12 protein-coding genes are annotated in these 13,631 nt (G+C 29.2%); 3 read left to right on the forward strand and 9 right to left on the reverse strand.

The genetic code is table 11. From position 1 onward, the window contains the following. Window positions 1-18: 18 nt before the first annotated feature. Genes RDY08_RS09925 through RDY08_RS09940 form a run of 4 tightly spaced genes read right to left on the reverse strand, consistent with a single transcriptional unit; the run spans window position 19 to window position 4,870 of the window. Window positions 19-1,905 (reverse strand): endonuclease, encoded by a 1,887-nt coding sequence (locus RDY08_RS09925; protein WP_307904274.1) that lies wholly within the window; start codon window positions 1,903-1,905, stop codon window positions 19-21. Between the two features lie 9 nt (window positions 1,906-1,914). Then, a complete protein-coding gene (locus tag RDY08_RS09930) occupies window positions 1,915-2,718 on the reverse strand; it encodes an HAD family acid phosphatase (RefSeq protein WP_307904275.1) in 804 nt (267 codons plus the stop codon). A 10-nt stretch (window positions 2,719-2,728) separates the two neighbouring features. Further along, on the reverse strand, window positions 2,729-3,550 hold the full coding sequence (locus RDY08_RS09935) for a 5'-nucleotidase, lipoprotein e(P4) family (RefSeq protein ID WP_307904276.1): 822 nt from the start codon (window positions 3,548-3,550) through the stop codon (window positions 2,729-2,731). A gap of 15 nt (window positions 3,551-3,565) precedes the next feature. Beyond that, window positions 3,566-4,870 carry a hypothetical protein gene (locus RDY08_RS09940; RefSeq protein ID WP_307904277.1) on the reverse strand — a complete coding sequence of 435 codons (1,305 nt, stop codon included), beginning with the start codon at window positions 4,868-4,870 and terminating at the stop codon, window positions 3,566-3,568. A 675-nt stretch (window positions 4,871-5,545) separates the two neighbouring features. Between RDY08_RS09940 and RDY08_RS09945 the strand changes: the two genes are divergently transcribed. The 3 genes from RDY08_RS09945 (at window position 5,546) to RDY08_RS09955 (ending at window position 7,080) form a co-directional block, all read left to right on the forward strand. Continuing rightward, on the forward strand, window positions 5,546-6,211 hold the full coding sequence (locus RDY08_RS09945) for an ankyrin repeat domain-containing protein (protein ID WP_307904278.1): 666 nt from the start codon (window positions 5,546-5,548) through the stop codon (window positions 6,209-6,211). A gap of 357 nt (window positions 6,212-6,568) precedes the next feature. Continuing rightward, window positions 6,569-6,835 carry a type II toxin-antitoxin system Phd/YefM family antitoxin gene (locus tag RDY08_RS09950; protein WP_307904279.1) on the forward strand — a complete coding sequence of 89 codons (267 nt, stop codon included), beginning with the start codon at window positions 6,569-6,571 and terminating at the stop codon, window positions 6,833-6,835. After that, entirely contained in the window at window positions 6,826-7,080 is a 255-nt protein-coding gene (locus tag RDY08_RS09955; RefSeq protein WP_307904280.1) for a Txe/YoeB family addiction module toxin, read from the forward strand. Before RDY08_RS09950 ends, RDY08_RS09955 begins: the two co-directional genes overlap by 10 nt. 312 nt (window positions 7,081-7,392) lie before the next feature. Here the strand turns inward: RDY08_RS09955 and RDY08_RS09960 are convergent, their stop codons facing one another. The 5 genes from RDY08_RS09960 to RDY08_RS09980 form a co-directional block, all read right to left on the reverse strand. Next, entirely contained in the window at window positions 7,393-7,761 is a 369-nt protein-coding gene (locus tag RDY08_RS09960) for a DUF1667 domain-containing protein (protein ID WP_307904281.1), read from the reverse strand. Between the two features lie 99 nt (window positions 7,762-7,860). Beyond that, entirely contained in the window at window positions 7,861-9,114 is a 1,254-nt protein-coding gene (locus RDY08_RS09965; protein WP_307904283.1) for an NAD(P)/FAD-dependent oxidoreductase, read from the reverse strand. Then, complete coding sequence (locus RDY08_RS09970; protein WP_307904284.1) at window positions 9,115-10,551, reverse strand: NAD(P)/FAD-dependent oxidoreductase; 1,437 nt, start codon at window positions 10,549-10,551, stop codon at window positions 9,115-9,117. It abuts the gene before it with no gap. Window positions 10,552-11,160: 609 nt separating this feature from the next. Beyond that, entirely contained in the window at window positions 11,161-12,660 is a 1,500-nt protein-coding gene (gene glpK, locus RDY08_RS09975; protein ID WP_307904286.1) for a glycerol kinase GlpK, read from the reverse strand. 219 nt (window positions 12,661-12,879) lie between these two features. Beyond that, window positions 12,880-13,446: a glycerol-3-phosphate responsive antiterminator gene (locus RDY08_RS09980; protein ID WP_307904287.1), complete on the reverse strand. Its 567-nt coding sequence runs from the start codon at window positions 13,444-13,446 to the stop codon at window positions 12,880-12,882. Window positions 13,447-13,631: the final 185 nt, after the last annotated feature.

The following is a 13,631-nucleotide window of genomic DNA, read 5'->3' on the forward strand; positions in this document are numbered from 1 at the left end:
TGCAAAGGAACTATTCTTTTAATTTCCCCAAATACGATTTGCATATTCTGGGTGATCTATAAAAGGATTTCTATTGTGTTGATAATCTTTATCTATAATATTATTTCTTCTTATCTCTGTTTCACTTACTGGATCATTTTTATTCCATTCTAACAAAACAGATAATTTCCCATGAGTTGGAGCTTTAGGATCATCATTTATATCCTCTGACAATTTCAAATCAGGTTCTCCATGCTCTCCTTCATATCTAACTGCCATATAAAATAACATTCTAGCTATATCCCCTTTTACCTCATCTCTTGGTTCCCAAGAATCAGAATCGCTTTTACATTCTGTTGCTTCAGAATTTGGTGTTCCTCCAATGTCAAATTCCTTATTTCCTCTAGCAGAATTAACTGAAACATCAGCAACCCTTATATGATGAAGATCTGTTCCTGGTCCCTTCGTAGTTCCAAAATCTCCATGTGATTTTGCCCATACATGTTCCCTATTCCAGCCCTTTCCACCATCATATTCTTTAGGTCCATCAATAGATTTTCCTGTATAAATTTCTATTACATTATTTGCATTATTAGGATCTCTATCTGTTACAACTAAAGCATCATATACCTCACTATATGTTAATTCTGTTTGATTATCTATAATATCGTTAAGTTCTGCTTTTAGAGCAGAACCTGTTATGTCTGCTCCTATGCTCGCGTAATAATCACTACTTCCACTATCTGTTTTTATTATATAATTTGCTGTTATTACTGCACTTTCTACGCTATCTTTTATTGCAATTGATTTTACTGTTGTTGTTACTGTTATATTAAAAGCTCCAGTGTATTTCGTAGATGCCGAACTAGGTGTAGTTCCATCTAATGTATAATATATTGTAGCTCCATCTGTATCTGATGATAATGTTATTGCTTGCTTTGTTGTATATGTACCTGCAGCAGGAGTAAATATTGGATCACTTACTTTTTTTGAAACAGTACCTGAAACTACAGAGCTATTTTTTATTTTCAAATTCTTTATTTCAAATGCTGTAGAAAGAGTATTACTTCCAATATATTTAAATCCTATATGTACTTTTTTACCTTCATATGCCGAAAGAGATACATCTTCAGAATCCACATAACTCCACTTTCCATCTGCTTTTGTAGCTAAATGAGGTATTGTTAGTTCTGTCCATGTTGCAGTTCCAACATTTCCAGAATAATTTTCTGAAATTAAAACTTTTAATTCTGTTCCTTCTTTAGGGTAAGCTTGTGCTGATTCAAAATTCATAACACTTAATTCCCCTATTACTAACTCAGGACTTATCATCCAAGCAATATTTGAACTTTCTCCTGATTTATAGGCACTCATTTTAGCTCCATGACTATCATATTGCCAATTAACAGTTCCTGCTTCTGCTACAAGATTCCATCCTCTATCTGTATACCCATCCTCTACAAAAGATTCTGAATAATCCCAAGAACCCCATACTTCTCCAGTTACTTTTTCATAACAAGTAATTGATTCTTTTGCCATCTCTTTTACAAATAACTGCTCTTTGGTATCTCTAGGAATTTCCAAAGCCTCTTCATTTAATATTGCATTAATCTCTTTTATTTTTTCGCCATCTAATATTCCACTTATTATCATTTTTTTATATTCTGTTGAAATATTTTGTAAACTGCCTCTTAATTTTTCTCTGTCATTTAATGTTAAATGTTTTCCAAGTGCTCCACTATCTAATTCAACTAAATATTCTTCAATATTCTGTTGTGCCTTTTCCAATACTATGATTGCTTCTTTATTATTACTTCTATTTGATATATCTAAAGTAGATGTCTTAGCACAAGAAACAGATAAAAACATTATTATTATAAAAGTTATAGATAATAATAAATTATATCTTTTTTTTAAATTTTTCATTATATCCTCCTAAAAATTAAAAATATTTCTATCAAATTCTCTTGTTCCATTCCATTCATTTAATGTTTCTATTTTTACATTAGCTTTTTTATTGTTATCTAAATTATCATATCCTTTTGAAAGAGATGTCTCAAAATCTCCATATAAAACATTTGGTATTATTACCCATTTTTTTCCAAAATCATTTTTTTGATTATCTGCAAAAGCTTTTCTTTCTCTATAATTTTTTCCATCTATCTTACTGCTAAAATCATTTAAATCATTTGTAACAATAGCTGTATATTTTCCACCATTTTTTACATATGAATCAAAATCAGATTCTGATATTAAATTATTAAGAGTAAGAGCTTTAAATCCAGCTTTATTCATATTTCTAATAGTAACATCATAAACATTTCTATCTCTACTTGTTATCAATTTTACTTCTACATTATTTTTATTTAAATAATTTATAAATTCTACTGCTCCATCTACTGCTTCAGCATCTAAAGAGCTATACCATCTATTTCTATTTTCAATAGTATCCTTTTCATTGCTTTTCAAAAGCCAAGCAAAATAAGGAGTATTATCTAATAAAACTTCATCTACCCTTACAAACACTTTTTTTATCATTTTGTCTTCTCTAACTCTTTTTTCAGCTATGTTAAATGCTTGATGAACCAAACTTTTGTATTCCGCTCCATCTTGCATCCAAAGTAATGCAAGTGATGATTGCTGCCCTATATTAGCTTTGTTAGGAGCAGCCTCTATTTCAGCTACATTCATAATAAAACCTATTCCTAAAATTGCCATTAAAAGTGATATTTTCTTCATAATTCCCTCCTTATTCTCCATCCCATATTTTTAATCTTGATAATCTCATTTCAGATTTCTCTTTTTCTGAAGTTGCTGTTCCTATCATTTTTGTATAATATTCAAAACTTATTCCTTTTCCTTCAAAATCTCCATATGTAGGATTTGGAATAGATATCCAATTTTTTCCAAATTTATATTCATTTTTATCTACAAAACTGTTTCTATAATCATTTGATCTGCCATATATTTCATTACTAAAATCTGTTAATTGATCTCCTACATACATTACTATATCATATCCATTGTCAATTACTTCTGTTCTTCTTTTTGTCTTATCAGAACTTTTTTCTTTTAATAATATATGATCTTTATTTACTTTTGAAAAATGTAATTTTTTTAAATTTTTCATAGTGTCTTTTAATTCATTTTCTGATCTATTAGAGATATAAAACATTTCTCCACCGTGAGAATTAACAAATTTTGAAAATTCTACAGCTCCTGAAGTTGCTTTAGCATCTTTTGAATTCACCCATTCGTCCCAAGTGCTCGAACTAAAACCTTTTCCTTTTAAAATTCTCCAAGCTGCATAAGCAGAATTATCAATCATAGTTTCATCTAAATCCACAACTACTGCTAATTTTTTTCCACCTTTATAACTCTTTTTTATTTCTAAAAAAGATTCTTTTGCTACATTAAACGCTTGATATGCAAGTGCTTTATATTCTCCTGATGTTTGAACCCAATTTACAGCCACTACAGATTCATTTTCAAAATTTTTCTCAGTAAAATCTTCAGCATTTATAAATACAGTAAATGCTATAAATAATATACTTATTAATTTCTTATTCATAATTATTATAACCCCCTAAAATTTATATTTAATATTAAGTCCAAATGTACTACATGTTTTTTTCAAATCTTGAACTCTTCTATCTTTTTTTGCTGTCAAATCATTTTCAGGTGAAAATACTGCATTTTTAGCCATTTTATATTCATAGAATGGTGTAATTGTAGCATTCAAATAATTATATTTTACACCTGCTTTAACAACAGTAAGTCCTCCATGTGACTTTGAATCATTAAATCCTGCATCAAACTCTTCTACTGTTCTTAATCTATTTGCAGCTCTTAATCTATTTGCAGAATTTTCTCCGTCATAGATAAAATTTTCTCCTAAATATTGTCCAGAAACATAAGGTACAAGACCTCTAGTTACTTCATATCCCACTTTTAACATTGCTGCAAAATCCCCTTTATCTACCCAGTTTTGTTTGTAATATGGTTCATATCCATATTCAGAAGATATTTTATTCTTTTGTGCATAATAAGGTTTTTCTCCTGCTTGTGTATAAACCAGTTCAGAATTTATAATTAAATTTCCTGGTTCTAAACTTAAATTTGCTGCTGCTGCATATTTTAATAGTGCACCATCTTTTTCACTATCATCTTGGCCAACAACATCAACACTTAAAACTGATACTTCATTGTCATATTTGAATCCAGCTTTATATGCAACTGCTACTCTTTTTCCCCAAGAATATGCTTTTGTAGCTTCTGTCAAATCAAACCCTTCATCTCCAGGTGTATCATATTCTACAGCTCCTGCTCCAATATATAGATTCATCATTTTATTCATTCTATAATTTAAAACAACCCCTGGTATAGTTTTGCTTCCTAATTCTATTCCATTAGCATTTCCATTTATGTAAGTAGGTCTTCCAGAAATATAATACACTTTTGTAATATCTTCTGTTTTAAATTCACTTCCTACTGTTGAACCAAAATTAAATGGATAAATTGCTAATAACATACTTTTATTCATCCCAAATTCCAAATAAGTTTTTTCAGAATCATCATCTAATTTAAATTCAAATCCATTTGCAGTATCAAGTGTTGCATCAACTCCAAATTTAACTCTATTATTTAAAGCTTTTTCATATATAACTTCCATTGTTGTATCTGTTTTGCTTGAATTATTCAAAATATCAGCAGAATATTTTAATGATAAATTGTCAAAATTTAACTTTAAAACACCCTCTCCATCTTTTTCTGAATAATTATCATTACTAGAAACCTTTGCACTGTAATCTAATGAACTTCCAGAAATATCAAATGCAAATACTGCACCAAAACTTAACATAAACATTAATACCAAATAATATTTTTTCATAGTTTTTTTCTGCCATATATTAATTGTTAATATGGCATTACCTCCTTTTTGTTTTTTTTAATTGTAACACAACCACTTTAATTTAATATAAAATTAAAGTAAAACTTTTGTAAATTTTAGAAAACAGATTAAAAAACTATTCTATTTTCTAATAAAACACAGTGAAATTAATAATTTTGATCGTTTGATTTTCTTTTTCGAAACAATTCTAATTTTTATACCCTAATTCAGTGAAAAGGTTTTCTTAGAATTTTAAAAAAATTTTTCTGCTCCTCCTTTCTCATCAAAACAAGAAAATAAACGTTAAAGAACATTTAAAAAATAAGTCTTTCATATTTTGTTAAAAAAACGCTTAAATCATTGCATATTTTAAAACAAAATAGATATATTACTTTTAAGCTGTTCCTATGTAAAATTAATTTTCACTTCCAGTTAATCTTAGTACTAAATATAGTACCACCTTTCGAGCAAAAAATCAACCCATTTTGAGCACTTTTTTACCCATAGTACACTCTGAACTATAAAAAGCTTTCTAACATATACTACTCCCTAAAATAAAAATACCGCACTAGGACAATAACACTGCTTTTTTAGGAATTTTTTTTTACTTGAAAGTGTCTTTAATCACACATTATATACATTTTTTGACGAAAATATATATAGGAGGTGGTTAATATGTTTAAAACAGTTTTTTTATTATTATTCTTTTTATCTTTCAGCTATATATCAAATGCAGAAAATTTTACCAAAGGAGATATAATTGAAATCTCTATAAATAACAATAATATAAATATAGTAAAAAACTTAATAAAAAATAGTTCTGATGCAAATTTAACAAATAAAAGCGGGCAAAATATGACAACTATTGCATTTTTAAGCAGAAGAACCGAAATATTTAAGTATTTAATAGAGAAAGGCGGTAAGTTAAATTATAGAGACAAACAAGGAAGGGATATTTTAGAGTTAGCTCTATATTCAGATTATGAAGAAATTTTAAATTATCTTTTATTATTTCAAAAAGATATTGATTCTCCAGATAAAAATGGAGAAACTCCTCTTATTATTGCAGCTAAAAAAGGATATTTTAAAGTTGTTCAAACTCTCATAAAAAGAGGAGCCTCTATTAAAAAAATTGATAATAAAGGAAATAGCGCAATTTATTATGCAGTTTATAATTCAAACATTAAAATATCTAAATTTTTATTAAGCAAAATTAACTTCGTAGATGATAAAGAGATGAAAAAAATAATTAAAGCAGCTATTTTTAATGGAGATAATGATTTTGCAGAAGAACTTACACGAATTAATAACAGAAACTCAAAATATGCTTTCATGAAGTAAATAGAAAATTAAAATCTAATACGAAAGGAGGTGGGAAAAACGGAACATAAAACAACAGAAGAGGAAAGCTTATTGTATTTATTAGAACTATTAGAAGAAGTTCTTTAGGAACAGATTAAAAACGACCTTATTATTTTGTTTTAAAATACGCAACGATTTAAGCTTTTTTAGATCAAAATATAACAAAATATTTTTAAATGTTCTTTAAGCTTTTTTAGATCAAAATATGAAAAATTTATTTTTTAAACGTTTTTTAGGGCATTTTGAGGCGAGGATATAAGTGAAATATATGAAGGGAATTTGACAAAACAGTATTTTTAAGGTACAATATATTGTACCTTAAAGGAGGCGATTATAATGGAAGCTATAAACTATTCAGATTTTAGAGCCAATATGAAAAGCTATATGGACAACGCTTATGAAAATCACGAAACTATGATAATAACTAGAAAAAAAATGAAAAATATTGTAATTATGTCTATTGAAGATTACAACTCTTTAATGACTACAAACTATTTACTTGCCAATCCTAACAATTCCAAGCATTTGTTAGAATCTATCGAACAAGCTAAAGAAGGAAGAACTGTTTCAAAAACAGTTGAAGAGCTAGAACTATGCGAATAAGTTTTACAGAAAACGCTTGGAAGGATTATACTCTGTGGCAAAAAGAAGATAAAAAAACTTTAAAAAGAATTAATGATTTAATAAAAGATACCATTCGTAATCCATTTTCAGGAATAGGAAAACCAGAGCCTTTAAAAAGCAACTTATCTGGTTACTGGTCTAGAAGAATTGATAAAAAAAATAGATTAGTATATGAAATGTTGGAATATGAGATAATAATTATATCTTGTAAATATCATTATTAAAAAAAATAAGCTACGCTTCACCTTGTAAAGCATAATTTTTTTCTAAATTTTTGGCTTTTGAAAAATTTTACTTTGAAAAATCACATATTTCAAAAAAAACGGCGTAGCTTATTTTATGAATAAATTTATATTTTCCTAGTAATTAAAAAAATATAGGTAGCGTAATTGGAAGATAAGATACAGTTCTAAAACTCTATTCAATTATACCTTAATTTTAGATCTAACTAAATTATGAACTTTTAAATCAACCACAACCACAAAAAGACGATCCATAAGATCGCCTCTCCAAAATATATACCCTAAACTTCTAAATCAAACTCTTTCCATGCTCCTTGTCGCAACTATATTTACTCCAGTTCCCAGCACATCTGCATAAACTACATCTCCCACTTTTACAGGAGCTTCTAATTCTATTTCATTTATTATATCCATACATTTATAATTGAAATCTTTAGGGATCCCGCCATCTGTTTTCACAGGTATTCTTTCTAATATTCCTCCTTTTATTTTAACAGTTGAGGTGATAACTCTTGTAGGATTTGTAACTTCTTTTATTGCATAATCCTCTCCTCTTTTACAACTATTTCCTGTTACTTTATATCCTTTTTCTGCAGTTTTATCACTTTCTATTGTTAATCTACACCCCATTGGACAAGTAATACATATCAATTCCCTTTTCATTTTATACCTCCTAACATTTTCTAATATTTATCTTTATTCGACTTTGTCTGTTTCAATATTGAGCCAACACATAGGTTAGCCCCACATTAGCGACAAATTCTATTCTACAGACACACTTAATTCTCTAAATTTTTCTTTTGTAAGGTACCCAATTGGCAAGCTTATTTTCTCCATTTCACCAGGAGCTAAATGTCTTTTTTTTATTCTTTTTATCTCTTCATTTCCATATCTAATTACCAACTCTTTATCTTTATATACTTTTCTAACTCTCATAAATAGTTCTAATTTATCCTCTACATTTTCCACTCTAATTTTATGCGGCACTATATAGCCTATCCCTTCTCCAGATTTTGTTTTTATTTGATTTACATCTTTTTTTAATCTATTTTGAATATATTTAGCTGCATTTTTTCCAGCTCTCCTACTTTCTTCCGTTACAAAATCCACCAAATCATGCACATGCACTACATTCCCACAAGCAAAAACTCCTTCAAGTGAAGTTTCCATAGATTCATTCACTACTGGTCCTGATGTTTTTATATCTATCTCTAATCCTGCATTTCTAGAAAGTTCATTTTCTGGAATTAATCCTACAGAAAGAAGCAAAGTATCACATTCATAAAGTTTTTCTGTTCCTTTTATAGGTTTCATATTTTCATCTACTTTAGCTACCACTACCCCTTCAACTCTATCTTTTCCTTTTATCTCCAATATTGTATGACTTAACATTAATGGTATATCATAATCATCTAAGCATTGTACTATATTTCTTGTAAGTCCTCCTGAAAATGGCATTAATTCTGCCACTAGCTCCACTTTTGCCCCTTCCAAACTCATTCGCCTAGCCATTATAAGCCCTATATCTCCTGAGCCTAAAATCACAACTTTTTTCCCTACCATATACCCTTCCATATTTATAAACCTTTGAGCTGCTCCAGCTGTAAAAACTCCCGCTGGTCTAAATCCAGGTATTGCAATTGCCCCTCTTGTTCTTTCTCTGCATCCCATTGCTAAAATTATAGCTTTACTTTTTGCTCTACTGAATCCATCTTCACTATTTATGAAACTCACAATTTTATCTTGTGAAATATCCAGAACCATACTATCTAATTTATATTCTATCTTCATACTTTTTAATTCTTCTGTAAATCTCTCTGCATATTCAGGCCCTGTTAATTCAGTTTTAAAAATATGTAATCCAAAACCATTATGAATACATTGTTGTAATATTCCACCAAGTTCTTTATCTCTTTCTATTACCAATATATTTTCAGCACCATTTTTCTTTGCTTCAATTGCAGCTGCTAATCCTGCTGGTCCGCCCCCCACTACTACTATATCATATTCTTTCATTTATTCTGCCTCCTTCCCTTTTGTTCTCCCTATCAAAACATACGATTTAGGATTATCTTTCACTATATCTTTCATATCTTTTTTCTTTTCTCTTGCTAAAATTTCCTGAACTCTAGGTCCACAAAATCCTCCTTGACACCTTCCCATTCCTGGCCTACATCTCTTCTTCACTCCATCAACTGTATCTGCCCCAGCTTTTATCGCTGCAACTATTTCTCCTTCAGTTATATTTTCACATCTACATATTATTTTCCCATATTTATTATCTTTTTTTATCAGAACTGCCTTTTCTTCGTCACTCAAATCCATAAATATAATCTGTTTTCTATTTGCTATAAAATTTTTATTCTCTTCTAATCCACCATTTATATCTTTTAATAATTCAACCACATATTCTGCTATTGCAGGTGCAGAAGACAATCCAGGAGATTTTATTCCAGCCACATTTATAAATCCTTTTGCATCTTTAGATTCTTCAATTACAAAATCCTTCGTACTTGACTCTGCACGTAATCCTGAGAAATTTGTTATCACTTCTCTAAATGGTAATTCAGGAATAGTTTTTTTAGCTGTTTCCCAAACGTAATTTAATCCATCTCTTGTTGTTTCTACATCATCTCTTTCCATATAATCTTCTGCATTTGGCCCCACTATAACATTTCCATGAACCGTTGGAGCTACCAATACACCTTTCCCCATATTATTAGGGCATTGAAATAAAACTTTATTAACTTTATTCCCAAAATTTTTATCCATAATGAAATATTGCCCTCTTCTTGGATTTATACTAAAAGCTGGAGAAGCCACCATATTATTAATTTTATCTGCATATACTCCACTTGCATTTATTATATATTTTGTTTTATATCTGCCTTTATCAGTAGTAATTTCATACCCATTTTCTATTTTTATTATACTTTTCACTTCGTTATTTAGCTTTAATTCTACTCCATTTTTTATTGCATTTTCAGAAAGAGCAATTGCCAGTTCCCACGGACCAACTATTCCTGCAGTTTCTGCATATAGTCCCCCAACTACATCCTTGCTGATATTTGGTTCCATTTTTCTTATCTCTTTTCCTGTTAATATTTGCATTTTAGGAATATTATTTTTTATTCCTCTTTCATATAGTTCTCCTATTGCAGGCATCTCATCTTTTGAAAAAGCCAATACAAAAGAGCCTACTCTTTTAAATGGTACATCTAATTCTTCACATAATTTATCAAACATAGGATTCCCCAAAGTGTTAAATTTAGCCATCAAACTATTAGGTCTTGCATCATATCCTGCATGAATTATTGCACTATTTGCTTTAGTTGTGCCATTTGCAACGTCTGATTCCTTTTCAATAATCAGTGTTTTTAATTTGTATTTCGAAAGCTCCCTCCCTATTGAAGTTCCTATTATTCCTGCTCCTATTATCACTACATCATACATTTTTAACTCCTCCTATCTAGGAACTTTAAAAAAATTAACAAGTCATCTGTTTAAAAAACATAACTGTATATACAAATTTTTTCAAACAATTTTGACAAATTTATTTTTTTAATGTATCCTGTAATTTATTTTTTATATACTCATATGATTTTCTGAATAAATTTACGCTTTCCTAGTAAATAAAATGTTTTTATTTTAATTCATTCACTGTAGGAGCGAACCTATGTGTTCACCCTTATTTTAAATTCCCAATATCAGAACTTACACAGAAGTCAGCCTACATCTTAAGAAAATCATATTATTACACAAAAAGAGTCCATCAAAGAATCTTTGATATGCAATGTAAGTTTTCAAAAAAATTGCATTACAAAACAAATCATTCTTTGACGACTCTCTAATCTCTCTTGTCGTTAATTATTTAATCTTCTTCACTATTCTAATCTAATCTATTCATTAACTATCATTATTTTTAACAATTTCATCTTTTTGTACAAGGGCGAACACATAGGTTCGCCCCTACATGCCATAAATTATACTAAGATATAATTTATATCGTAAGGGCAATTCACGAATTGCCCCTCTCTTTTTTAAACATTCTCTATCCAGCTCTTATGCTTCCCATCCCTCTGATCTCTTAACAGCTTTTTTCCAAGTTTCATACAGTTCTTCTTTTCTCTCTTCTGTGATTTCATTTACAAACTTTTTATCCATTTTCCATTTTTTAGCTATCTCCTCTTTACTTGTCCAAAATCCTACAGCAAGTCCTGCTAAATATGCAGCTCCTAATGCTGTTGTTTCTGTTATTTCAGGTTTTTCTATTGATGTTCCTAATATATCAGATTGAAATTGCATTAACAAATTATTAGCAACTGCTCCTCCATCAACTCTCATTCCTTTTAATTCTATTCCAGAATCTTCTTCCATAGCTTCTATTACATCTCTTGATTGATATGCAATTGACTCTAATGCAGCTCTTATTATATGGTTTTTATTTGCTCCTCTTGTTAATCCAACTATTGTTCCTCTAGCATACATATCCCAATATGGTGCTCCTAATCCTACAAATGCAGGTACTAAATATACACCATTTGAATCTTTTACTTTTTTTGCAAAATATTCACTATCTGCAGCATCATTTATCATTTGCATTTCATCTCTTAACCATTGTATTGTTGCTCCACCCATAAATACACTACCTTCTAATGCATATTCAACTTTTCCATCTACTCCCCAAGCAATTGTTGTAAGTAATCCATTTTTAGAATTAATCATCTTTTCCCCAGTATTCATTAATACAAAACATCCTGTTCCATATGTATTTTTTACCATTCCTTTTTCATAACAAGCTTGTCCGAAAAGTGCTGCTTGTTGATCTCCTGCTATTCCAGCTATTGGAATTCTTACTCCTCCGCTTCCACCTAAATTTGCATATCCATAAATTTCACTTGATTGTTTTACTTCAGGAAGCATTGATTTAGGAATATTCAATTCTTTTAACATTTTTTCATCCCATTTTAATTCTTTTATGTTATATATTAATGTCCTTGAAGCATTTGAATAATCAGTTACATGCACTTTTCCATTTGTCAAATTCCAAATAAGCCATGTATCAATTGTACCAAATAATAGCTCTCCATTTTCAGCTTTTGCTCTTGCCCCTTCTACATTATCTAATATCCATTTTATCTTTGTTCCAGAAAAATATGCATCTAAAACAAGCCCTGTGTTTTCTCTTATATATTCTTCTACTCCATCTCTCTCTTTTAATTCTTCTACAATACTTGCAGTTCTTCTACATTGCCAAACTATTGCATTATATATTGGTTTCCCTGTATTTTTATCCCAAACAACTGTTGTTTCTCTTTGATTTGTTATTCCAATAGATGCTATCTCTTCTGCAGAAATTCCAGCTTTTTCTATTGCTTCTACCATTACACTTTTTTGAGTTGCCCATATTTCCATAGGATTATGTTCTACCCAACCTGCATTTGGATATATTTGTTCAAATTCTCTTTGTGCCACACTAACTATTTCCCCAGCTTTATTAAAAACAATTGCTCTCGAACTTGTTGTCCCTGCATCTAAAGATACCACATATTTTTTTCCCATTACTAAAATCCTCCCTTTTTTATGTTCAATTTTTTTCTTTGCGCAACTTTATGTTCGTTTCATCTTTGTTCTGAAATTATTTTTTCTACAAAAATTTTAAAATTATTTTAATTTTTACAGTTCCATCCAATAAATTTATACAAAAAAATACCACATAAAAAACACCTATTAATTAGGTTTTTTATGTGGCTCTCTTCATCTCTCGCCATTATTTAATTTTCACATATACCAAAGTTCTTTATTTGTTGTAGAAACTCCATCTGCTCCACTTTTTAAATTTTCTACTATATCTTCTTTTGTATTAACAAGTCCACCTGTAATAAGTGGTGTATTTGTATTTTTTGCAACCTGCTTTACTACACTAGGTATTATCCCTGGAAGCATCTCAATTGCATTCGGTTTTACATTTTTTATTATTTCATAACTTTTTTTTAATGATAATGAATCAACTATAAAAAAACGTTGAATTGTAAAAAAGCCTAAATCTTTTGCAGCTTTTATCAAACTACTTTTTGTTGTAATTATTCCATCTGGATTTATCTCATCTTTTATATATTTTAAAGCTGCTACACTTTTTGATAAACCATCAATTAAATCAATATGGACATATACAAGTTTTTTTGCATCTTTTATTTTTTTTACAGTTTCTTTAAGAGTGAACAATTCTCCATTTAATAAAAATATAATTTCTACAGGAGATTTCAAAACGTCTTCTAACATATTTTGATTTTTTATTGCTGCAATAATTGGATTGTCCTGAATTACCTCGTAGAATTTATTGCTCATATGTAGTTCCTTTCTTAGAAATAGTTTTAAAATAAATTATTTTCAAACTGTTTCTTAGCGTTGATATTTAAGTTATACCACACACTTTTACGTTTGTCAACTTAATTTCGATTATTTTTTTGTCTGCCGCGGTTTATTTTTGAACTTTTTCTCTTAAAATTTTGTGGATAATGTAATTTATGTTA

Source organism: Haliovirga abyssi (assembly GCF_030295325.1).
Lineage (GTDB): Bacteria > Fusobacteriota > Fusobacteriia > Fusobacteriales > Haliovirgaceae > Haliovirga > Haliovirga abyssi.

What these genes read in the sequence shown, in the direction of transcription:
- RDY08_RS09925 (WP_307904274.1), bottom strand. Translation starts at nt 1,905, where the DNA reads ATGAAAAATTTAAAAAAAAGATATAATTTATTATTATCTATAACTTTT.
- RDY08_RS09965 (WP_307904283.1), bottom strand. Translation starts at nt 9,114, where the DNA reads ATGAAAGAATATGATATAGTAGTAGTGGGGGGCGGACCAGCAGGATTA.
- RDY08_RS09970 (WP_307904284.1), bottom strand. Translation starts at nt 10,551, where the DNA reads ATGTATGATGTAGTGATAATAGGAGCAGGAATAATAGGAACTTCAATA.
- RDY08_RS09950 (WP_307904279.1), top strand. Translation starts at nt 6,569, where the DNA reads ATGGAAGCTATAAACTATTCAGATTTTAGAGCCAATATGAAAAGCTAT.
- RDY08_RS09955 (WP_307904280.1), top strand. Translation starts at nt 6,826, where the DNA reads ATGCGAATAAGTTTTACAGAAAACGCTTGGAAGGATTATACTCTGTGG.
- glpK (WP_307904286.1), bottom strand. Translation starts at nt 12,660, where the DNA reads ATGGGAAAAAAATATGTGGTATCTTTAGATGCAGGGACAACAAGTTCG.
- RDY08_RS09960 (WP_307904281.1), bottom strand. Translation starts at nt 7,761, where the DNA reads ATGAAAAGGGAATTGATATGTATTACTTGTCCAATGGGGTGTAGATTA.
- RDY08_RS09940 (WP_307904277.1), bottom strand. Translation starts at nt 4,870, where the DNA reads ATGAAAAAATATTATTTGGTATTAATGTTTATGTTAAGTTTTGGTGCA.
- RDY08_RS09980 (WP_307904287.1), bottom strand. Translation starts at nt 13,446, where the DNA reads ATGAGCAATAAATTCTACGAGGTAATTCAGGACAATCCAATTATTGCA.
- RDY08_RS09945 (WP_307904278.1), top strand. Translation starts at nt 5,546, where the DNA reads ATGTTTAAAACAGTTTTTTTATTATTATTCTTTTTATCTTTCAGCTAT.
- RDY08_RS09930 (WP_307904275.1), bottom strand. Translation starts at nt 2,718, where the DNA reads ATGAAGAAAATATCACTTTTAATGGCAATTTTAGGAATAGGTTTTATT.
- RDY08_RS09935 (WP_307904276.1), bottom strand. Translation starts at nt 3,550, where the DNA reads ATGAATAAGAAATTAATAAGTATATTATTTATAGCATTTACTGTATTT.